Annotated in this window: 17 protein-coding genes and 1 tRNA gene; 9 read left to right on the forward strand and 9 right to left on the reverse strand. The window is 43.0% G+C overall.

What is annotated here, in order from left to right; all coding sequences use genetic code 11:
* Nucleotides 1-79: 79 nt before the first annotated feature.
* On the forward strand, nt 80-1294 hold the full coding sequence (gene gltS / locus LDO51_RS07525; RefSeq protein WP_154626445.1) for a sodium/glutamate symporter: 1215 nt from the start codon (nt 80-82) through the stop codon (nt 1292-1294).
* Nucleotides 1295-1431: 137 nt separating this feature from the next.
* Here gltS and recG read toward each other — a convergent pair whose 3' ends face one another.
* Genes recG through gmk form a run of 5 tightly spaced genes read right to left on the reverse strand, consistent with a single transcriptional unit; the run spans nt 1432 to nt 7371 of the window.
* Nucleotides 1432-3513 (reverse strand): ATP-dependent DNA helicase RecG, encoded by a 2082-nt coding sequence (recG, locus tag LDO51_RS07530; RefSeq protein ID WP_225576952.1) that lies wholly within the window; start codon nt 3511-3513, stop codon nt 1432-1434.
* Nucleotides 3514-3522: 9 nt separating this feature from the next.
* Nucleotides 3523-4236 (reverse strand): tRNA (guanosine(18)-2'-O)-methyltransferase TrmH, encoded by a 714-nt coding sequence (gene trmH, locus LDO51_RS07535; protein ID WP_225576953.1) that lies wholly within the window; start codon nt 4234-4236, stop codon nt 3523-3525.
* A 30-nt stretch (nt 4237-4266) separates the two neighbouring features.
* Nucleotides 4267-6396 (reverse strand): bifunctional GTP diphosphokinase/guanosine-3',5'-bis pyrophosphate 3'-pyrophosphohydrolase, encoded by a 2130-nt coding sequence (gene spoT / locus LDO51_RS07540; protein ID WP_225576954.1) that lies wholly within the window; start codon nt 6394-6396, stop codon nt 4267-4269.
* 19 nt (nt 6397-6415) lie between these two features.
* Nucleotides 6416-6691, reverse strand: a complete 276-nt coding sequence (rpoZ, locus tag LDO51_RS07545; protein WP_006659598.1) for a DNA-directed RNA polymerase subunit omega — start codon at nt 6689-6691, stop codon at nt 6416-6418.
* Nucleotides 6692-6747: 56 nt separating this feature from the next.
* Nucleotides 6748-7371, reverse strand: coding sequence for a guanylate kinase (gene gmk, locus LDO51_RS07550; RefSeq protein WP_225576956.1), 624 nt, complete (start codon nt 7369-7371; stop codon nt 6748-6750).
* A gap of 401 nt (nt 7372-7772) precedes the next feature.
* On the opposite strand from gmk, the gene ligB reads away from it, so the two are divergent.
* Nucleotides 7773-9395 carry an NAD-dependent DNA ligase LigB gene (gene ligB, locus LDO51_RS07555; protein WP_263869891.1) on the forward strand — a complete coding sequence of 541 codons (1623 nt, stop codon included), beginning with the start codon at nt 7773-7775 and terminating at the stop codon, nt 9393-9395.
* Nucleotides 9396-9432: 37 nt separating this feature from the next.
* Here the strand turns inward: ligB and LDO51_RS07560 are convergent, their stop codons facing one another.
* Nucleotides 9433-10047, reverse strand: a complete 615-nt coding sequence (locus LDO51_RS07560) for a trimeric intracellular cation channel family protein (RefSeq protein WP_036948588.1) — start codon at nt 10045-10047, stop codon at nt 9433-9435.
* A 123-nt stretch (nt 10048-10170) separates the two neighbouring features.
* On the opposite strand from LDO51_RS07560, the gene LDO51_RS07565 reads away from it, so the two are divergent.
* Nucleotides 10171-11499, forward strand: coding sequence for a DUF3748 domain-containing protein (locus LDO51_RS07565; protein ID WP_225576959.1), 1329 nt, complete (start codon nt 10171-10173; stop codon nt 11497-11499).
* 288 nt (nt 11500-11787) lie between these two features.
* Here LDO51_RS07565 and LDO51_RS07570 read toward each other — a convergent pair whose 3' ends face one another.
* Nucleotides 11788-12048 carry a YceK/YidQ family lipoprotein gene (locus LDO51_RS07570; RefSeq protein ID WP_263869892.1) on the reverse strand — a complete coding sequence of 87 codons (261 nt, stop codon included), beginning with the start codon at nt 12046-12048 and terminating at the stop codon, nt 11788-11790.
* A gap of 408 nt (nt 12049-12456) precedes the next feature.
* On the opposite strand from LDO51_RS07570, the gene LDO51_RS07575 reads away from it, so the two are divergent.
* Nucleotides 12457-14115, forward strand: a complete 1659-nt coding sequence (locus LDO51_RS07575; protein WP_225576961.1) for a putative transporter — start codon at nt 12457-12459, stop codon at nt 14113-14115.
* A gap of 219 nt (nt 14116-14334) precedes the next feature.
* Here LDO51_RS07575 and LDO51_RS07580 read toward each other — a convergent pair whose 3' ends face one another.
* Both LDO51_RS07580 and LDO51_RS07585 read right to left on the reverse strand, forming a co-directional pair.
* A complete protein-coding gene (locus LDO51_RS07580; RefSeq protein WP_225576962.1) occupies nt 14335-15591 on the reverse strand; it encodes a valine--pyruvate transaminase in 1257 nt (418 codons plus the stop codon).
* 206 nt (nt 15592-15797) lie between these two features.
* On the reverse strand, nt 15798-16361 hold the full coding sequence (locus LDO51_RS07585; protein ID WP_225576963.1) for a DNA-3-methyladenine glycosylase I: 564 nt from the start codon (nt 16359-16361) through the stop codon (nt 15798-15800).
* Between the two features lie 200 nt (nt 16362-16561).
* Between LDO51_RS07585 and glyQ the strand changes: the two genes are divergently transcribed.
* From glyQ to dppB, 5 genes are all read left to right on the forward strand, one after another.
* Nucleotides 16562-17470, forward strand: a complete 909-nt coding sequence (gene glyQ / locus LDO51_RS07590; RefSeq protein ID WP_006659589.1) for a glycine--tRNA ligase subunit alpha — start codon at nt 16562-16564, stop codon at nt 17468-17470.
* A gap of 9 nt (nt 17471-17479) precedes the next feature.
* Entirely contained in the window at nt 17480-19549 is a 2070-nt protein-coding gene (gene glyS / locus LDO51_RS07595; RefSeq protein ID WP_225576964.1) for a glycine--tRNA ligase subunit beta, read from the forward strand.
* Nucleotides 19550-19779: 230 nt separating this feature from the next.
* A tRNA-Pro gene (locus LDO51_RS07600) sits at nt 19780-19856 on the forward strand.
* A gap of 685 nt (nt 19857-20541) precedes the next feature.
* The gene (gene dppA, locus LDO51_RS07605; RefSeq protein WP_225576965.1) at nt 20542-22152 is read left to right on the forward strand and encodes a dipeptide ABC transporter periplasmic-binding protein DppA; all 1611 of its coding nucleotides are present in this window, start codon (nt 20542-20544) and stop codon (nt 22150-22152) included.
* 175 nt (nt 22153-22327) lie between these two features.
* The gene (gene dppB / locus LDO51_RS07610) at nt 22328-23347 is read left to right on the forward strand and encodes a dipeptide ABC transporter permease DppB (RefSeq protein WP_225576966.1); all 1020 of its coding nucleotides are present in this window, start codon (nt 22328-22330) and stop codon (nt 23345-23347) included.
* Nucleotides 23348-23357: the final 10 nt, after the last annotated feature.

Below are 23357 nucleotides of genomic sequence, written 5' to 3' on the forward strand. Positions count from 1 at the left end.
CACCTGCTTTTGGCGTTTTAAGGAAAAAAATAACGTCTAATTAGTTTTAAATAATATTAACAACAGACGAGGTACATAAATGTATCATCTCGATGTCTACGGCACTCTGGTAGCTGCTACGCTCGTGCTATTACTCGGACGTAAACTGGTAAAATCGGTTTCATTTCTTGAAAAGTACACAATCCCTGAACCCGTTGCGGGGGGATTATTAGTTGCTTTTACCCTGTTAGTCGTTAAGCAAGTATTTGATTGGAGTCTCTCCTTCGACTTATCACTGCAAGAGCCGATGATGCTCGCATTCTTTGCGACCATTGGTTTGAATGCTAACTTAGCGAGCTTAAAAGCTGGCGGTAAAGCATTGTTAATCTTTATTTTTGTCGTTGTCGGTTTATTGCTGGTTCAAAATACAGTGGGTATCGCACTGGCGAAATTATTAGGTTTAGACCCTCTGATGGGACTATTAGCCGGCTCAATCACTTTATCCGGTGGGCATGGTACAGGTGCCGCTTGGGGTAAAATCTTTACGGAAGACTATGGTTTCAAAAGTGCAACTGAAGTTGCAATGGCTTGTGCAACCTTTGGTTTAGTCCTCGGGGGGCTTATTGGTGGTCCTGTTGCACGTTTCTTAATTCGCAACATCCCAACACCAGGTACCGCGGATGAGGAGAAAGATGTTCCTACCGCATTTGAAAAGCCACAATCTAACCGCATGATCAACTCGATGGTGTTGATTGAGACTATTGCGTTGATTGCTATCTGTTTACTAGCAGGAAGCTGGATTGCAGGGCTACTATCAGGCACCGCATTTGCACTGCCTAAATTTGTCTGTGTATTGTTCGTCGGTGTTATCTTAAGTAACAGCCTATCTTTACTTGGTTTTTATCGAGTATTTGACCGCGCGGTTTCTGTCATGGGTAACGTCAGCCTATCCTTATTCTTAGCCATGGCATTAATGAGTTTAAAACTGTGGGAATTGGCGTCTTTGGCAATCCCAATGTTAGTCATTCTCGGCGTTCAAGCTTGCGTCATGGCAGGATATGCGATTTTTGTTACCTTCCGTGTGATGGGCAAAAACTATGATGCTGCCATTTTAGCGGCGGGTCACTGTGGTTTCGGTTTAGGGGCAACACCAACCGCTATCGCTAACATGCAAGCGGTGACCGATAAATTTGGTCCATCTCACTTAGCATTCTTAGTAGTGCCTATGGTAGGGGCATTCTTTATCGATATTGTGAATGCGTTAGTGATTAAGTTTTACTTATGGCTACCCGTTTTCCCAACGATTGGTGGCTAGTGCAGAACAAGTATTGAAGTAAATACAAACATATATAACTAAATGTAGAAATAAAGCAGGTATTGCCGTGGACATGGATGTGTTCACGGCAATTTTCATTTTGGGGCAGGAAAAAAGTTAGGGTAGGAAAAAAGGTTTTAAGCGTGGCTATATTGTTCGCGCTCAGGGAGCCAGCGTTCAATAATCTTTTGGGCGTGCTCAGGGTAGTTTTGTTGGATGTGTCGTGCCAGCCGTTGCACTTCTGGCAACATATATTGATCTCGTAGCAAATCCGCCACTTTAAAATCTGCATTTCCTGTCTGCCTTGTACCTAGCAGCTCTCCGGGGCCTCGAATTTCTAAATCTTTTTGAGCAATCACAAAGCCATCGTTGCTATCTCGTAAAACTTGTAAGCGCTGTTTAGCCGTGTGAGTGAGCGGCGTTTTATAAAGTAGCACACAGTGAGATGCAACAGAGCCACGACCAACTCGCCCCCGTAGTTGATGTAATTGTGCTAGTCCAAGCCGCTCGGGGTTATCAATAATCATCAGACTTGCGTTCGGAACATCCACCCCCACTTCGATAACGGTGGTAGCAACAAGTAACTGGATTTCGTTATTCTTAAATGCCGCCATGATGCTCTGTTTTTCGGCGGGCTTCATTCGACCATGAACTAATCCAACTTTGAGTTCAGGGAGTGCCAGCGCGAGTTCTTCGCTGGTAACTTGGGCAGCTTGAGCTTCAAGCACCTCTGAATCATCAATCAGTGTACATACCCAATAAGCTTGCCGTCCTTCCTCTAAACAGGCTTGTCGAACGCGTTCGACAATATCACTACGCCGGGTATCTGGAATCGCTACTGTCGTGACTGGGGTTCTTCCTGGAGGAAGCTCATCAATCACGGAGGTATCGAGATCGGCGTAAGCAGTCATCGCCAGCGTGCGTGGGATCGGCGTAGCGGTCATGATTAACTGATGTGGATGGAAACCTTGTTGTTCACCTTTCTCACGCAGAGCGAGCCGCTGGTGAACGCCAAAGCGATGTTGTTCATCAATGATGACTAACCCTAAAGAGTGAAAGCTCACTTGTTCTTGGAAGATGGCATGGGTACCGACGACCATCGAGACTTCACCACTCGCGATGGCATCTTGTTGTTGCTGGCGCGCTTTACCTTTTTGCTTACCCGCTAACCAGCCTACTTTGATACCTAGAGGTTCAAACCACTGCTTAAAGGTGTTCGCGTGCTGTTCTGCAAGAATTTCAGTTGGTGCCATTAAGGCAACTTGTTTACCATTTTCAATGGCGCACAGTGCAGCTAATGCTGCTACAAGTGTTTTACCGGAACCGACATCTCCTTGAATTAAACGCATCATTGGGGCATTTTTTTGTAAATCAGTTTCGATTTCTGCTACAACTCGTTTTTGTGCGTTAGTTGGTGAGAACGGCAAATTTGCCAGTAAAGGTGCTTTAAATTTTCCTGATGAAACCAATGGTTCAGCATAGAGTCGTTCATTACCAGCCCGAATGGCGAGCATACTTAAATGGTGAGCCAGTAACTCTTCGAGGATCAAGCGTTTTTGAGCTGGGTGATGCCCTTTTTCCAACTCTTCTAATGAAACATCCGGTGGAGGGGTGTGTAATAGTCGAATGGCATCGGGGAGGCTAATTAGGCTACGGCTGAACTCTTCAGGCAGTAATTCTTGAATATTGCCACTTTCTAGCATGCTTAGTGCTTGTTCCATCACTTTACGCAATGTGGCTTGGCGGACGCCTTCGGTTGTTGGATAAACTGGCGTTAGGTTCTCTTGAAGGGCGATATTATCCGTCTCTTGAGAGACTTTATATTCAGGGTGAATGATTTCAGGCCCTGTATTACCACGACGCACTTCTCCGTAGGCAGTCACTTGGCGACCTTCGGCTAAACTGTTTTTCATCGCCGCTGAAAAATTGAAAAAACGTAGAGTGAGGTTACCTGTACCATCACTGATCAGGCAGGTCATCATCCTTTTACGTCCAAAGACGACTTTGGTTTGTAGAACGAGACCAGTGACAGTGGCAGTTGTGCCGGGCATCAGGTCTTTAATCTGATAAAGACGCGTATGATCTTCATAACGCAGTGGAAAATGCAGAAGCAAGTCCTGAACTGTGTTCAACCCGATTTTACTCATTTTTTCTGACTGGCTGGCACCGATGCCATGAAGTGAAGTCAGTGAAATGGTATTAAGCAGACCACGGTTCATGTTGATTCCTTAACTAAGTTGTTTTCTCTTCATTTTTTCAGAAAGCTGCATTTGTGCCCACCAAGCATCATCGGCTTCTATCTGACCTTGCTGATTGATAAATGGGCGAGGGAGCCCTTTGCGTTTAGCCACTTCAGCCAATACAGGATAGCCGCCTTCAAATAGCCATTCTTGTTGTTCTTGCTCAGATAATAGACTATTTTCTCGGTCATACATGCCCGCGAGTTGGCGCTGACGTTGGGCTTCATACAAAATAAGCGCAGAGGCGACAGAGACATTGAGTGACTGCACCATGCCAACCATTGGGATGATAATATGTTGATCTGCAAGGGCTAATGCCTTATCGGATATACCCGTTTTTTCTTGTCCCACCATAATACAGGTTGGGCGGGTATAATCAATTTCGCGAAAATCGACAGCCGTATCTGACAGATTAGTCACTAAAATCTGCATACCTTGGGATTTTATCTGAGTAATGGCACTTACTGTAGACTGGTGCGGGATGACTTTTACCCAACTATTACTTCCCGCCGCAGAAGAGACGGAGAGTTTAACCTGTTGGTCTGGCCAAATGGCGTGAATTTTGTGGATCCCGACAGCATCAGCACTGCGCACAATTGCAGAAACATTATGAGGCTTATGAATTTCTTCAAGACAGAGTGTTAGGTCGGGCTGCCGCATCGCCATCATTTGGCAAATGCGGCGATAGCGGCGTTCATTCATAGTGAGAGTTCGTGTTTTTAATGATATCGACTAATTACGGTTACGGCTGACGCGTAGAACGTCTGGCATGATACGAATTTTACGCATCACGTTAGCCAATTGAATACGGTTTTTAATCGACAAGCGAATAAAGGCACAGTAAACACGACCATCTTTCTCTTCAGTGTTCATGCTTTGAATACTTGAGTTCGCATCATTGATAGCGGCAGTCAAGTTAGCAAGGGCACCTTGATGGTTTATCATATCGACTTTAATTTCAGCGATAAAATCTGTGTCTGTTTCGGTATCCCATTCAACAGCCATAAATTTATCCGGCTCTTTTTGATAACCACGGATATTGCGGCAAGATTCATGGTGAATAACCAATCCTTTACCAGGGCTAATATGCGCAATAATTGGGTCGCCGGGGATAGGGCGGCAGCATTTTGCAAAGGTGATTAAGACACCATCAGCCCCTTTGATGGACAGCTTATTACGGTTTTCCGTAATCACCGGTTCTTCAACGGCACTTGGCTGAGTACTTTGAGGGTTACTTTGCAAATTGCGAGCTACCACAACACTCATGGCATTACCTAAACCAATTTCGGCAAGTAAATCATCAATAGAGTGGAGCTTCATGCGCGCTAATTCGGCATCAATACTTTCACGGGGGATATCCGTGATTTTGGTGCCTGTACCTAGCGCATGATTGAGCAGGCGACGACCTAAATTAACGGAGTCTTCGCGTTTTAAATTCTTCAGTAACTGACGGATTTTCGCACGCGCTTTTGAACTCACCACAAAGTTCAACCATGCCGCGTTTGGTCGCGCACCCGGCGCAGTAATAATTTCTACCGTTTGACCGCTAGAAAGTGACTGTGAGAGTGGGTAAGGTTGGCGATCAACTCGCGCACCCACACAAGCATGGCCGATGTCAGTATGAACAGCATACGCGAAATCCACCGGAGTCGCGCCTGTTGGCAATTCGACAATACGACCTTCGGGGGTGAAAACGTAAATTTCATCAGGAAAGAGGTCTGATTTTACGCTTTCAATAAATTCAAATGAGCTTCCCGCACTCTGTTGGAGTTCGAGCAAGCTTTGCATCCAACGCTGGGCTTTCACCTGCGCAGTGGTTCCCAACTCGCCTTGTTCTTTATATGCCCAGTGAGCAGCAACACCCATTTCAGCCATTTGGTCCATATCTTCAGTACGAATTTGTACTTCGACAGGAACCCCATGAGGCCCAATTAATGAGGTGTGGAGAGATTGGTAGCCGTTAGCCTTAGGAATAGCAATATAGTCTTTGATTCGCCCCGGACGAGGTTTATAAAGACTGTGCATTTGCCCTAAAACACGGTAGCAGGTATCAACGTCTTCGACGATGACCCTAAAAGCATAGATATCCATAATGGAATGGAATCGCTGCTCTTTTTGATGCATTTTTCGATAGATAGAATACAGATGTTTTTCGCGACCACTGACTGTACAAGGTACACCCGCTTCCGTTAATCGACCGTCAATTTCAGAAAGGATTTTTTGGATCATTTCTTTACGGTTACCACGAGCGGATTTCACGACTTCCTTGATAACACGATAACGGTTTGGATAAAGCGCTTCAAAACCTAACTCTTCGAGTTCGGTTTTAATATGGTGGATACCTAAGCGGTGTGCGAGAGGACTGTAAATTTCCAGTGTTTCACGCGCTATGCGGCGACGCTTATCGGGTCGTAGTGACCCAAGCGTGCGCATATTGTGAGTGCGGTCTGCCAGTTTGATCAAAATGACACGGATATCTTTCACCATTGCCATGATCATTTTGCGGAAGTTTTCTGCTTGAGCTTCTTTCTTGTCGCGGAAATTCAGCTTATCCAGTTTAGAAACCCCTTCGACTAAGCCGGCAACGGTGGTTCCAAACAGCTGCTCTATGTCTTGAAATGTCGCTGGAGTATCTTCAATCACATCATGAAGTAGCGCGGCCATCAGTGTTTCATGATCCAAACGCATTTCAGCCAGAATACAAGCAACAGCAACAGGGTGAGTAATATAAGGCTCACCACTGGAACGGGTCTGCCCTTCATGAGCATCCCGTGCGACAACATAGGCTTTTTTCAGTAATTCAACTTGCTCTTTTGGGAGGTATTGTTGAATTATGAGATTTAGGCTTTCAAACAGATACAAGGCAGACCCACCTTAGTAATTAGCGACGACCTTCAGCGATCGCAGAAACTGCCTGCATTTCAGCGGCTTCTTGCTCTTGCTGTTCTTGGCGTTCACGCACATCCAAAATGTGACCGTTAATTAAACCTTCTTCTACTTCACGTAGCGCGATAACAGTGTGCTTATCGTTTTCTTCTGGAACTAAAGGATCTTTACCACCAGTTTGTAACTGACGAGCTCTACGTGCTGCGACCAGTACGAGGTCAAAACGGTTACCAATTTTTTCTACTGCGTCTTGAACAGTTACGCGTGCCATAAGTGTGCTACTCCAAAGAAATAAAAAAATGACCTAATATGATACTGAAACTATTCTCAGTCTGCTAGTAATTTGCTGATTAAAGCATCATGTCGCTGGACTTGGCGACCTAATCTCAAGCGCTCAGCACGCATGATAGATTGTAAATCGCTCAGTGCGGTGTTGAAATCGTCGTTTACGATGACGTAATCGTATTCATTGTAATGCTCAATTTCGCCAACCGCTTGTGACATCCGCTTTTCAATCACTTCATCACTATCTTGACCACGACCACGCAGACGGCGATATAGCTCATCCTTTGATGGCGGTAGAATAAAAATACTACGTGCTTCTGGCATTTTTGCGCGAATTTGCTGAGCACCTTGCCAGTCAATATCGAGAAACACATCCACGCCACTATTTAAGACTTCCTCAATAATGGGTTTTGAGGTGCCGTAGTAGTTACCGAAAACACAGGCATGCTCTAAAAAGTCATTGTTCTCAACCATCTGAAGAAAATCAGCTTCAGAAACAAAGAAGTAATGCTCGCCATGAGTTTCGCCTGGGCGTGCAGCTCGAGTTGTATGAGAAACAGAAACTTGAGTGTCATACAACGGTTGTGTCTTCAATAATGCTTGGATAAGACTGGACTTACCTGCGCCACTAGGAGCAGAGAGAATATATAACGTGCCTTGTATCATGATGATTTCTTGAATATTTGTGGGTTAGACATAAAAGATAGTGATAAACCCCACATAGTATACACGTACTTAAGACAACATGCAGCGATATCAATTAACCATGAAATAAGAGTAAAAAAATTTTGGTTATTGGAAAATTGTGAACGCCTTCCAGAAAATAAATTTAACTTAATGAAAATACCATCTGTTTTGCGAAGCGCTATGCAATTAACGGCATTGTCTGCTGTCACCCTTGATTTATTGACTCAGAATGCAATGCAACACTTAGCGGTTCGGAACATTCTATTAAACTTAAATATGATAGGGACATTATGCATTATTTTTCAGTCAGGAAACTCTGGAAATTTGGTTGGTTCTGTCTATTACTTCAATCTGTTATTTCAATAGGCAACAGTGCGGAAATGGTAAATTCTCAAAAAGTATGCCGATCATTAGACAGTGAATTAGCAAGAACGGAACAGCGGCGGTTGGGGGAGCAGCTACAAGAGTGGGATAAGCAATATCAAATCGACGGTGTGAGCGGGGTAAGTGACGAGGTCTATGATCAACTTTTGGTGAAGTGGCAGCAGGGGCAGCGCTGTCAAAATTTGCCTGACACTCTAGCGCAGCCATTACAGCCTAAAACTGAACGATTAACAAAACATCCCATACCCCATACGGGATTGAAAAAATTGAAATCAAAAGAAATAGCCACATGGATAGCGGCTCGTCATGAAGTTTGGTTGCAACCAAAAGTCGATGGTGTCGCGGTGACTCTGCACTATGAAAATGGACGTTTAGTGTCAATGATTAGTCGAGGCAATGGGAGTGAAGGACTTAATTGGCGAGATAAAGCCGATTTTATTCAAGCTATCCCAAAAACTATTTCAGCGAAGCAATCTCTTGTTTTACAAGGTGAATTGTTCTGGAGGCTCAATGGACATATACAAAATGAAGATGGTGGAAAAAATGCACGGAGTAAAATTGCGGGTTGGTTGATACGTAAGGAGCTACCTACACAGGTCACAAATGATATCGGCATTTTTATCTGGGCATGGCCTGATAACTCTGTCGCTATGAATCGTCAATTGCATGAATTAACGATGCTAGGGTTTGATTTGGCACAACGATATAGCCACCCAATCGCTGACTACCAATCAGCCGCCGAGTGGCGTGACCATTATTCTTCAGCACCGATGCCATTTGCCACCGATGGCATTGTTTTGAAAAGCTTTCCATCGCCACCAACATCGGCTTGGCGAGCAAACCGAAACAGTTGGAGTGTGGCATGGAAATACCCGTTAAAAAGCGTAGTTTCCGAAGTTGTTGACTTAACTTTTCGGGTAGGAAAATCAGGTGCGGTGAATGTGATTGCTAACATTGAACCCATCACGATTGATGATAAAAAAGTGAGTAAAATACGTATTGGCTCACTCAATTCCTGGAAGCAAAAAGATGTGTTAGTTGGGGATAAAATCCAGTTAACGCTATCAGGACATGGGACGCCATTTATGGAGCAAGTCATTTGGCGGCGAGAGCCTCGCCAGCATCAGAGCACATCATCCTTCGAAAACTTTCATTCATTAAGCTGTTTATCATATACACCAGATTGCACACCCCAATTTGTTGCTCGCCTGGCTTGGCTAGGTAAACAGTTAAAGATTCGCGGGGTAGGTGAAAAAACATGGAAGATATGGGTGGAGCAATATGGACTCTCAACGTTACTTGGCTGGCTTTCTCCTCATTGGCAAGATTCACTACCTAAGAATAAGAAAACGATAAATGCGCTTAGCCAGCTACAAAAAACATCTGTGCAGCCAATAGTAAATTGGTTGAAAGGGCTTGGAATTCCTATAGAAATTGAACATCTAAACAAGATAACCACGATAGAAAACTTGCATACACGAGAGAGCGTGGAGGCGTTGGGCTTATCTGAAAAACGGAAACAGGCATTAAAGTACTGGTTGGCAGAGCCTGAAATTCAGAAGGCACTATACACTTTGCAGGAACTGTATACTTTGCAGCAGCTAGATATCAGCCATTAGCGGTTAAACGAATGGCTGATAGGAAAATCAGTTTTGGTTAATCTTGGCTTTCGTAATTAAAAATAGGTAATCCCAAACGGTAGCGGATGGCGAGTAACCTAGCACTTAAACCTGCAACCAACGTGATAATGACCACGATATCTTTAGGGAGTGGAGTATACAGCAAACCGATATATAACCATGCGGCAGCAAAAGAGACGCCTGCGTAGACTTCTTTTTGGAAAACCAGAGGGATGGTGTTACATAGCATGTCACGAAGTACACCGCCAAATACACCTGTTACTACAGCCGCAATGGCGGCAATGATAGGGCTGTAATTCATATCGAGGGCGATTTGAGCACCAAGAATAGAGAAGACGATTAAACCAATCGCATCAAGTATTAAGAAGAGTCGGCGAAGGTGTTTCATCATCGGGGCTATCCAGATGGTGACAATGGCAGCACCTGCCACGGTCATGATGTATTCGGGGTGAGCAACCCAACCTAGAGGATAGTGACCGAGAAGAATATCACGGACAGAGCCACCGCCGATGGCTGTTGCAGAGGCAATAATAATCACGCCAAAGACATCCATTTTACGGCGTCCAGCAGCTAAAGCGCCTGTCATGGCTTCGGCAGTAATACCAATAATATAGAGAACACTTAATAACATGATGGTTTTATTCAATACTATAGTGATTGTCTAAGGGTAATATTACTTGTGAAACTTCTCGACTGAGATTTTTTATTCTCTTAAGGAATTGATTAGTTAAAGTAATCCGATAGCCTGTGTTAAATGATGTCAAAGGATAACAGATTGAACAGTAAAATGCCTTATAAAGAAATGTGTATTACTGATGAACAGCGAAGTCATCAGCTTACAAATATTAATGTTTGGACACCAGATAGTCAGTGGCTAGCTTATGATGTTCGGCCAAGTGGCAGTTCATTTACCGGAAAAACCATAGAAAAAATTCATGTTATCACCCATCAAAAAGTGGAAATTTATCGAGGATTACATGGTGCCCATGTTGGCGTAGTCACTGTAAGCGCTGAAAGTCCACCTCGTTATGCTTTTATTCAGGGACCAGAAAATCCTGATGAGTCTTGGCAGTATGATTTCCATCATCGCCGAGGTATTTACGTTGATGACAACCAACTTGGTATCGCTCATCCGATTGATGCAATGTGCATTACGCCACCTTATATGGCGGGTGCGCTCAGAGGTGGAACACATGTTCATGTTTTTAGCCCTGATGGGAAGTGGTTGAGCTTTACCTATAATGACCATGTTTTACATGAGCTCGATCTTCAATTAGACCAACGCAATGTGGCTGTTGCCGTGCCTGCAGGCGCAGTGATCGTAGAACCTATTGGTCATGAAAGAGAATATAACGGTGATTTTTTCTGTAGTGTTGTGACGAAGACGACTTTGACACCAACTCCGAATACCGACGAAATTAGCAGAGCTTATGAAGAGGGATGGGTTGGTCAACGTGGTTATAGGAATCAACAAGGTCAGTGGCAACTACGTGCATTAGCGTTTATCGGAGATACACATCATCAAAACGGTGATGTGATCCCTGAAGTTTATTTAGTTGATTTGCCCGAAGATCCAAATGAATTCAAAATTCAAGGTGATGAACTTTTGCAAGGTACCGAAAAAACCATGCCAGCGCCGCCTAAGGGTGTGAAACAAAGGCGCTTAACGTATACGCATCATCGGAAATTTCCAGGGTTAGCGAAACAGCCAAGACACTGGCTGCGTTCTTCACCAAATGGCGAATCAATCGCCTGTTTGATGCATGATGATCATGGAATTGTGCAACTATGGTTGGTGGCAACGGCAACAGGAGCGCTTACCCAAGTGACATTTGGTGAGTCTTCAATTCAGTCTGCATTTAGTTGGAATAATACTGGTGAGTATCTTTGCTTTGTGTATGACAATAGCGTTGTGCGTTGTCATGTGGCGAGCGGAAATTTAGAACGGTTAACTCAGAGAACAGAAATAGCCCCTATCGCAGATGCCGTTGTTTTTTCCCCAAATGATAAATTTGTAGCATTTATGCGAGATATTGATGGGTTTCGACAGATTTATATTGTTGAAACTGGGCTTTCTAATTAAATTTTATCTGGAATAGTGCCTTTGAAGAATAAAAAGGTGGAAATTCATCTTTTTATTCTTCAAAAAAAGAGAATTTAAGTCATCATTAAATGAAATGATCAATATTCGATTCAAGTATATTGACGGGAAATTAATAAGTGCTGAGTTAATAGAATAGATTAAAAAAGATGGAAATTTGGTCAGTAAGATAAAGAAATTATTAACCTAAATTAAGTTAATATTATTAATTGTATTTAAAGTATTACATTCTTGATTAGAGCATTAATAAGCTACTTTAATATAGGGTAATCATTGAGGTTTCTTTGGCTGTTGTTTATCAACTAGCTGTTTATCAAGCTGTTCTACACGTTTTTTGGGTGAATTTTCTTCTTGTGAACTGCTTGAATGCATATAATCAACAGGAATTAATAATGTATCCATAAGTGCGGTAAATGGTAAGTCAATAACCAGTAATGGCTTAATTACCCAGCCCGTATCTTCATGCTGTAGCATATCAACACTATTTTTTGTTCCAGGATAATAGCTATCAGTAGGGCCAGCATGAGTCATAATACTGGAGCAGCCACTTAATGTAAGAGTCAATAATGTGGGAAATGCTAACGACCTAAAAAAAAATAAGTTTGGCATATATATGTTGACCTGCATTGAAATGAGTTTTGTCTAATCAGAGATCATAATAACTAAAAACTAAAAATTCACAATCTAGCAACCCTATTATTATTTAAGATACCCTCTGAATAATAGTTCTTTTTTGTATTATTTTATGTCGGCGATGTTAATAATTAGCAATTAAATTGTTTTTAACTAAAGTATGTAATTGCACAATTGAATTGCTGTGAACTGTGCTCTATCACACAACTTCCTCTGTGTTTATTTGGCACAATCGATTCAGTAACAAATGTAATAACTCCGTATGTCCCGTATTTTGGTTCATTGTCGTCAAAAGGATAGCGGTCTATGAGTGAATTAGCGCTTACAGTCAGTTTATTAGCATTAGCTGCCGCACTAGGCTTATGGATAGGTAATTGGAAAATCCGCAACGTGGGCTTAGGGATTGGTGGGGTTCTTTTTGGTGGAATTATTGTTGGGCATTTTGCGCGAAGCTATGGATTGTCTCTCAATAATGACATGCTGCATTTTATTCAAGAATTTGGCTTGATCCTCTTCGTGTATACCATCGGGATACAAGTTGGACCCGGTTTTTTCTCTTCTTTGCGTGTTTCTGGTTTAAAACTTAATGGCTTTGCCTTGATGGTAGTTATTTTAGGGGCAGTCGTTACCGCTATTATCTATAAAATTGCAGATATCCCTCTACCAATTATTTTGGGCATTTTCTCAGGCGCAGTCACGAATACGCCATCGTTAGGGGCTGGACAGCAAATTCTATCTGATTTAGGGTCAGATCCGAGTTTGGTGGGGCAAATGGGAATGGGGTATGCGATGGCTTACCCAATGGGAATTTGCGGTATTTTACTGGTGATGTGGCTCGTTCGTATTATCTTTCGTATCTCGGTAGATAAAGAAGCCGCGGAGTTTAACAGTGCGAACGTTCAGCATCGTGACTTATTACAAACGATGAACATCGCGGTGCGCAATACCAATCTTGATGGTTTAATGATGCAAGATATTCCCATGCTTGGCAGCGAAGACATTGTCTGCTCGCGGCTAAAACGCGGGGAAATGCTGGTGGTGCCACAGCCGACCACAGAAATACATCTTGGAGATCTACTGCATGTTGTTGGGCAAAGAGAGGACTTAAATAAAGTCCGCCTAATTCTTGGTGAGGAGGTTGAAGCCTCATTATCAACTTCAAGTTCTGTATTGCACTCTGTCCGAGTGGTAGTGACTAATGACGCTGTACTAAGTAAACGTTTAAAAGAACTGAATCTCAAGCAGAAGTATGATGTGGTGGTAACTCGTTTGAACCGGACCGGGATTGACCTGATGGCAAACAACAATTCCATACTGCAATTTGGTGATATTCTTAATATTGTTGGTCGCCCTGAATCAATTGAAGCTGTCACTGCTTTACTCGGAAACGCGAAACAAAAATTACAGCAAGTCCAGATGCTGCCTGTATTTATTGGGATAGGGTTGGGGGTTATTTTAGGCTCGTTGCCGATATTTGTGCCGGGCTTTCCTGCTGCATTAAAGTTAGGTTTAGCGGGTGGACCGTTAGTTGTCGCCTTGATCCTTGGGCGAATAGGTACCATTGGTAGGCTGTATTGGTTTATGCCACCAAGTGCAAACTTAGCGCTGCGGGAGCTTGGGATCGTGATGTTCCTTGCTGTTGTAGGTTTGAACTCTGGAGGGAGTTTTATTGAAACTCTTATTCAAGGGGATGGCCTCACATGGATTGGCTATGGGCTATTGATTACCTTTATTCCTCTGTTTATCACGGGCCTAGTCGCACGTATTTTCGGCAAAATGAATTATTTAAGTCTATGCGGTGTGTTGGCTGGCTCGATGACGGATCCGCCAGCATTAGCTTTTGCAAATAATATCCATCCAACCAGTGGAGCACCGGCGCTTTCTTATGCCACGGTATACCCTTTAGCGATGTTTTTACGCATTATTTCGCCGCAGTTATTAGCCATCTTATTTTGGGCATTATGATTGTGAGTAAAGGAAGGAATAAGATGCGGAGAAAAAGTATCCGTCTATATAAGGGCGTAATTGGTCTTTGTTCTCGCCATAACTGATATCAGAAAAGTGGTTTAATAACCGCGAATAAGATTTGTCGTGAACAAATATATTCGATTTCAATTATGGAGTTCTCGCTAATTTTGGCCCTTTCCTCAATGGAAAGGGCTTTTTTTAACCCTACAGCTAGATTTAGCGTTCAGATTCTTGATAGGCTTTTTCTAATTCTTGAGCAAGGATTTGAATTCCTTGCTCAATTTTTTCTGGCTCAGGAACATAGTTCATTCGCATACATTCATGCGCATGTTGCCAATCGTCTTCAAGTCCTGGGAAAAAGTAGTGTCCTGGAACCATCAATACACCACGTGCTTTTAAGCGGCGATAAAGTTCTAAACAACTAATTGGCAAGTCTTTAAACCACAACCATAAGAAAATGGCACCCTCAGGTTTATGAATAAGACATTTATCTTCAGGAATATGGCGGCGAATGATCTTAATGACCTCTTCAACGCGCTGTTTATAGAATGGCCCTATAACATTTTGAGACAATTCAAATAAATCATCACGCTGTAGCATTTCAAGTGCGATGCTTGGACCGATACCACCCGGAGCAAGACTAATAATGCCATTCATATTACTGATAGCATCAATCAACTCTTCGCTACCAATAATAATACCGCAGCGAGCTCCCGGTAGGCCGAGTTTTGACAAGCTCATGCACAGAATGACATTTTCATTCCAAAATGGCGTAGCTTCGCTAAATATAATGCCGGGGAAGGGAACGCCATACGCATTATCAATCAATAATGGAATATTGTGTTGCTTAGCTAATTGATCAAGATGCAGAACTTCCTCATCGGTGATTACGTTCCCTGTTGGATTGGTTGGGCGAGATACACAGATAACGCCAATATCTTCAGTAATTTCAAGGGTGTTGAAATCAACATGGTATTTAAACTGTCCATCAGGTAAAAATTCAATTTGCGGCTTATTTGCCACAAAAAGGTCATCATCAAGTCCAGAATCCGCATAACCCACATATTCAGGGGCAATTGGGAAAAGCACTTTACGAGAGATACCATCTTCAAAGCGACCAGCAAGTAGGTTAAATAGATAGAAAAACGCACTTTGGCTACCGTTGGTTAGCGCAATATTTTTCGCGCTGATATCCCAGCCTAGTTTCGCTTTTAAAGTTGCTGCTAGCGCTTTCAACATGGCATCTTTGCCTTGAGGACCGTCATAGTTACACAAGGTATCGGTCAATTGCCCATTGGCACACATTTCTGCAAGGAGATCTTGGAAATATTTATCCATTTCAGGGATGTGAGCAGGGTTCCCACCGCCAAGCATAATCGCGCCGGGGGTTCTGAGGCCTTCATTCAAGTCTTTCATTAATTCTGAAATGCCTGAATTTTTAGCAAATTTATTACCAAATTTAGAGAAATTCATTGTATTTATTCACATTTGTTTATTAGGTTGTTAATGGAATTTCCAACATACCGCGCTCCTATCTAGAGTTCAATAGCTTAATTACAGTTCTTTTTCATATAAAATATCAATAATGGCTAATAAATTGGATTTTTTGAGTTGGTTTGTTTGTAAATCGTGGCTGATTTCTCTTGTTGTGGTTTGGTTTTTTATCAAAAAGCTCTGATTTATCGATATTGGCAACAATTTACAAGGTGGTCATTGACCATCCCTGTGGCTTGCATAAAGGCGTAGCAAGTAACAGAGCCAACAAATTTGAAGCCGTATTTTTTCAGCGCTTTAGACAAAGTCTTGGAAAGCTCTGTTTCTGCAGGAACTTGGGTAGATTCTGTCCATTTATTTACGATGGGTTGGTGGTTCACAAAGTCCCAAATGAAAGTAGAAAAATCGATTTCTTGATTTTTCATCGCTAAATAGGCCTTAGCATTAGCAATAATCGCGTTGATTTTTAATCGGTTACGAATAATTCTAGAGTCTTGCATAAGCCGCTCTACGTCTTTTTCATCCATCATGGCAATCTTTTCAGGATCAAATTGATGAAATAGATCTCGATACCCTTGGCGCTTTTTCAAAATGGTGTACCAAGAGAGCCCTGCTTGTTGACCTTCGAGGCAGATCATTTCAAATAATTCTTGATTATCTTTGGTGGGTTTTCCCCATTCATTATCGTGGTAGGCAATATATTCGGGATCTTGATTGACCCAATGACAGCGAGTGAGTGAGGTTTCCATTTTTCATCCTTTTTCTAATAATGTTCATCTTGTAGGCAAGAATAGAATCTTTATACTGTATAAAAATACAGTTTTAAAGGGATGAAATTAATTTTTTTTCTTTTTAGAATGATTACAGATGTATTCATTGCTGTATATCTGGCGGTCAAAGGGTATACTGGTTACTTTCTTAAATTTCACGTATCGCGTGCGGATCTAACATGCAAAAGTTTGATACCAAAACCTTTCAAGGTCTTATCCTGACATTACAGGATTACTGGGCGCGCCAAGGCTGTACCATTGTTCAACCACTGGACATGGAAGTCGGCGCAGGTACTTCACACCCAATGACGTGTTTGCGCGCTTTAGGTCCAGAACCTATCGCAGCAGCTTATGTTCAGCCATCTCGCCGACCAACTGATGGTCGCTATGGTGAAAACCCGAACCGTCTACAGCACTATTACCAGTTTCAGGTGATCATTAAGCCTTCGCCTGACAATATCCAAGAGTTGTACTTAGGTTCATTAAAAGAACTTGGTATTGATCCAACTGTCCATGATATCCGCTTTGTTGAAGATAACTGGGAAAACCCAACACTGGGTGCTTGGGGTCTAGGTTGGGAAGTTTGGTTAAATGGTATGGAAGTGACTCAGTTCACTTACTTCCAGCAAGTGGGCGGTCTGGAGTGTAAGCCTGTAACGGGTGAAATCACGTATGGTCTTGAGCGTCTTGCTATGTATATTCAAGGCGTTGATAGCGTGTATGATCTGGTTTGGTGTGATGGCCCGCTGGGTAAAACCACGTATGGCGATATTTATCACCAAAACGAAGTTGAGCAATCCACGTATAACTTTGAACATGCCAATGTTGAATTCTTATTCAAATGCTTTGAAGAGTATGAGAAAGAAGCTCAATATCTGCTTGCTTTAGAAACGCCTCTGCCTCTTCCTGCTTATGAGCGTATTTTAAAAGCGGCTCATACCTTTAATTTACTGGATGCCCGTAAGGCAATTTCAGTCACAGAACGCCAGCGCTATATTTTACGTATCCGCACCCTGACGAAAGGGGTGGCAGAAGCTTATTATGCTTCTCGTGAAGCGCTGGGTTTCCCTATGTGTCATAAGAACTAAGAGGCTGTCATGACTCAACAGACTTTCCTAGTGGAAATCGGTACAGAAGAGTTACCGCCGAAGGCTCTTCGTTCTCTTGCAGAATCATTCGCCGCTAACTTTACTGCGGAATTAGATGGTGCAGATATTGCTCATGGTGCAGTGAATTGGTTTGCTGCGCCTCGTCGTTTAGCGCTGAAAGTGGAAAACTTATCCGCGGCTCAGCCAGACCGCGAAGTTGAAAAACGCGGCCCCGCAATTTCCCAAGCATTTGATGCTGAAGGTAAACCAACAAAAGCTGCTGAAGGTTGGGCGCGTGGTTGCGGGATCACCGTTGATCAAGCAGAACGCTTAACCACCGATAAAGGCGAATGGTTACTGTATCGCGCACAAATGAAAGGTCAGCCAGTCAGCGAATTATTGATTGATATGGTTAGCCGTTCACTAGCGAAATTACCGATCCCTAAATTAATGCGCTGGGCAGATAAAGAGACTCAGTTTGTACGTCCTGTACATACTGTGACATTACTGCTGGGTAGCGATGTTGTGAAGGGCGAAATTCTTGGTATTAAGAGCGACCGTATTATCCGCGGTCACCGTTTTATGGGTGAAGCTGAATTCACAATTGATAACGCGGAACAATACCCAGAAATTTTACGCACTCGCGGCAAAGTAATCGCAGATTACGCTGAGCGTAAAGCGACAATTATTGCCGATGCAGAAAAAGCCGCTCAAGTATTGGGTGGTAAAGCAGACTTAACCGACAGCCTAGTTGAAGAAGTGGCTTCTTTGGTTGAATGGCCAGTGGTATTAACAGCAAAATTCGAAGAAAAATTCTTAGAAGTTCCTGCTGAAGCACTGGTATACACCATGAAAGGCGACCAAAAATATTTCCCTGTTTATGATAATGCAGGCAAGTTAATGCCGAACTTTATCTTCGTGGCGAATATCGAATCTTCAGATCCGCAGCAAATTATCTCCGGTAACGAAAAAGTCGTTCGCCCGCGTTTAGCGGATGCGGAATTCTTCTTCAAAACTGACCGTAAACAACGCTTAGAAGACAACCTGCCACGTTTAGAAACCGTTCTGTTCCAGCAACAGTTAGGTACTCTGCGTGATAAAACTGATCGCTTAGAAGCCTTAGCGGGTTGGATTGCGAGCAAGATTGGTGCGGATGTGAATCACGCAACCCGTGCCGGCTTACTGGCTAAATGTGACTTGATGACCAACATGGTCTTTGAATTCACAGACACCCAAGGTGTTATGGGGATGCACTATGCTCGCCATGACGGTGAATCAGAAGATGTTGCTCTTGCGCTGAAAGAACAGTATCAACCGCGTTTCGCTGGTGATGAATTGCCATCTACTGATGTTTCTGCGGCATTAGCATTAGCAGAAAAAATGGATACCCTCGCAGGTATTTTCGGTATCGGCCAGCACCCTAAAGGGGACAAAGACCCATTTGCTCTGCGCCGTGCTGCATTAGGTGTGTTACGGATTATCGTTGAAAAAGGCTATCAGCTCGATCTTGTGGAAATGACTCAAGAGGCTGCGCGTCTGTATGGCGAGAAACTAACTAACAAAAATGTGGTGGAAGATGTCGTTGAGTTCATGCTGGGTCGCTTCCGTTCTTGGTACCAAGAATTGGGCTACAGCATTGATACTATCCAAGCAGTATTAGCTCGTCGTCCAACTCAGCCAGCTGATTTCGACGCACGTGTTAAAGCGGTGACTCACTTCCGTTCTTTAGAAGAAGCACAAACGCTGGCAGCTGCTAACAAACGTGTTTCTAATATTCTGAGTAAGTCAGAAGAAAAACTCGCTGATAGCGTGTTAGCATCTGTACTGAAAACGCCAGAAGAAGTGAAATTAGCGACTCACGTTGTGGTACTGCAAGACAAGCTAGCACCAATGTTTGCTGAACGTAACTACCAAGAAGCACTCGTTGAGTTAGCCTCTTTACGTGAAGTGGTTGATGAATTCTTTGCGAACGTCATGGTGATGGATGAAGATCCTGCTGTGCGGAATAACCGTTTAACCCTGTTAAGCCAGCTTCGCGAGCTATTCTTAAAAGTTGCAGATATTTCACTGCTTCAATAGGTTGATTTTTAGTCAGTTATTTTTAATTTAGAAAATGATTGAATAAATATTACCTTCCCAATGATTGGGATAAATAAGCGCTAAGATATTTTAGCGCTTATTTTTTAGCCAAAAATAGACGTAAAAATAAGAAACCATATCATTTTGATGGTTTTATCAGCATACGAACGGTTTTAGCGAAAAATAGGGTTGACGATCCCCATTCTTGGCAGTATTATTCACACCGTTTTCGGCGAGTAGCGCAGCTTGGTAGCGCAACTGGTTTGGGACCAGTGGGTCGGAGGTTCGAATCCTCTCTCGCCGACCAAATTCTAAAACCCACCTCAATGAGGTGGGTTTTTTCGTTTCTATCTCCCTCATTTTTCCAACTCCTTTTAGTTACCACTATTACGCTCATTTAATGCACATTACGTATTAATAAGCTTTCTACTGCTTTTAAGCTAAGCGCTCAGAACAAAATCAGTCTACCTATCAAAACAAGCCTACCTATCAAAACCAGCTTTCATAATCTGATTGGTATTTTCCCCCGTGGTTTCCTGAAAATGGTAAGAGGATATATAAGTCCACCAATAATTCTTTTTAGTATAAAAAACATGCAAAACAATCAGCTAACAAATAGTTTTATGTGAATTCTATTTAGCGTTTTATGTTGCAATTTTTTGTATTGCCCACTATTTCCGCTCAGTAATTCAGCACTTAATCACAAATATACAAATAATTAACTCCCTTATAAAAATCTATTCAGTAATGTTTCTGTGGTTATAATCGCTAGAAAGTAAACATTTTTGTAACATATAAGGCTATATTTACACCAAAATAATTCAAAAAATATTATTTAAGTGAAATTGTTACAGTGAATAATGCTATTGACGAAATGTATTCCAGTTGATTAATTGCTCAGTGAATAACAAAAAATACAGATACGGCATCTGTCTTATTCAAGATGGATTTCAGTATTCGATAAGACAACATACACCACAGGAGCATTACCAATGACGCTCTCGATGAAAAAGACAGGTTTATTGACGGTAGGCTTAACATTAGCTGCTTTAGCGGTATCAGCCTCAGTACAGGCTAAAACACTGGTTTATTGTTCTGAAGGTTCACCTGAAGGGTTTAACCCACAGTTATTCACCTCTGGAACAACTTATGATGCGAGTTCAATCCCTCTGTATAATCGTTTGGTTGAATTTAAGCTGGGTACGACTGAAATTGAGCCGGGCTTAGCGGAAAGCTGGGATGTCAGTGACGATGGCAAGGTGTACACATTCCACCTGCGTAAAGGCGTGAAATGGCACTCTAATAAAGATTTCAAACCAAGCCGCGACTTAAATGCGGATGACGTGATCTACACGTTCATGCGCCAAAAAGATCCAAACCACCCATACCACAAAGTTTCTGGCGGCAGCTATGAATACTTTATGGGAATGGACATGGACAAAATTATCGACAAAGTTGAAAAAGTCGATGACAACACCGTTCGTATCACATTAACACGCCCAGAGGCGCCATTCTTAGCGGATATGGCAATGGACTTCGCATCAATCTTATCAGCGGAATACGCAGATCAAATGTTGAAGGCGAACACTCCAGAGAAAGTTGACCTGAACCCAATCGGAACAGGGCCTTTTGCACTGCAACAGTACCAGAAAGACTCCCGCATTCTGTACAAAGCGAACAAAGACTACTGGGGCAATGTACCGAAGATTGATCGCTTAGTGTTCTCTATCACTCCTGACGCGTCAGTACGTTATGCAAAACTGCAGAAAAATGAGTGCCAAGTGATGCCATATCCAAACCCGGCTGACTTAGAACGCATGAAAGCAGATAAAGACATTACGTTAATGGAGCAGCCTGGTCTGAACGTAGGTTACCTGTCTTACAACGTTGAAAAGAAACCACTGGATAACCAAAAGGTTCGCCAAGCGCTGTCGATGGCAGTGAACAAAGACGCGATTATCCAAGCGGTTTATCAAGGTGCGGGTCAAAAAGCGAAAAACTTAATCCCACCAACTATGTGGGGTTACAACGACGCGATTCAAGATACCGAATATAACCCAGAAAAAGCCAAAAAATTGCTGGCGGAAGCGGGCTTCCCAGAAGGTTTCGAAATTGACCTGTGGGCAATGCCAGTTCAACGCCCATATAACCCGAATGCACGCCGAATGGCGGAAATGATCCAAGCTGACTGGGCGAAGATCGGGGTTAAATCGAAAGTGGTTAGCTACGAATGGGGTGAATACCTGAAACGAGCTAAGAGCGGCGAACCTCAAACCGTGATGATGGGTTGGACTGGTGACAATGGTGACCCTGATAACTTCTTCGCGACCTTATTCAGCTGTGCAGCGAAAAAACAGGGTTCTAACTACTCTAAATGGTGTAATCAAAGTTTTGAAGACGTGATTCAGCCTGCACGTATGACATCTGATCACAACAAACGTGTAGAACTGTACAAACAAGCTCAAGTGGTCATGAACGAACAAGCGCCAGCGCTGATCATCGCTCACTCCACCGTATTTGAGCCTGTGCGTAAAGAAGTTAAAGGCTACGTGGTTGATCCGTTAGGTAAACACCACTTCGAAAACGTAGACATTGATAATTAATTGTTTTTAGTCTGTAAATGCCCTTCGCTGCCTTTTGCGGCGGAGGGCGTTTTCTCCTCTGACGTTCAGAAGATGCAGATAAATTTAGTTATTTGTGAGCAGATGAAAACGTTGTTTTTCTGACCAGCCAAGCGGACTAAGAGCCGTCGACGGCATTATTAAAGAGACTCAGGATATGCTGCAATTTATCCTCCGACGATTCGGGCTCGTGATCCCCACCTTTATCGGTATCACGCTACTTACTTTTGCTTTCGTTCACATGATCCCAGGTGACCCAGTCATGATTATGGCGGGTGAACGCGGATTATCCCCAGAAAGACACGCTTATTTAATGGCTGAATTAGGACTCGACCAGCCACTTTGGAAACAATATCTCCATTACCTAAACGGAGTACTGCATGGTGATTTAGGGATCTCCTTAAAAAGCCGTATTGGTGTTTGGGAAGAATTTTTACCTCGCTTTTTAGCCACCGTAGAATTGGCCACTTGCGCCATGATTTTTGCGGTTTCTGTTGGGATCCCTGTAGGCGTTTTAGCGGCAGTTAAACGTGGTTCGATTTTCGATCACACTGCGATCGGTGTTTCATTAACAGGTTATTCTATGCCGATCTTCTGGTGGGGGATCATGCTGATCATGCTGGTCTCCGTTCAGTGGGATCTCACTCCTGTTGCGGGAAGAGTAAGCGACACCGTTTTCCTTGATGACTCTTATCCGCTCACGGGCTTTATGCTGATTGATACCCTAATTTGGGGGGAAGCGGGAGACTTCAAAGATGCAGTGGAACACTTAATTTTACCATCTATTGTACTCGGCACTATTCCACTGGCTGTGATTGTGCGTATGACTCGCTCTGCGATGCTGGAAGTATTAGGGGAAGACTATATTCGTACGGCGAGAGCAAAAGGCGTTAGCCGTGCTCGCGTGATTTTAATTCACGCCCTGCGCAACGCATTATTGCCTGTTGTGACGGTAATTGGTTTGCAGGTTGGAGTAATGCTTGCCGGTGCAATTTTGACGGAAACCATTTTTTCATGGCCGGGGTTAGGTCGTTGGTTAATTGAAGGGCTACAACGTCGAGATTACCCAGTGGTTCAAGGTGGTGTCCTGCTGGTCGCAACGTTGATTATCCTCGTTAACTTAGTGGTAGATGTGCTGTATGGCATTGTTAACCCACGTATTCGTCATAAGAAATAAGGAGCGCAAA

This window comes from Providencia alcalifaciens (genome assembly GCF_020271745.1).
In the GTDB taxonomy this organism is placed as follows: Bacteria; Pseudomonadota; Gammaproteobacteria; order Enterobacterales; family Enterobacteriaceae; genus Providencia; species Providencia alcalifaciens_B.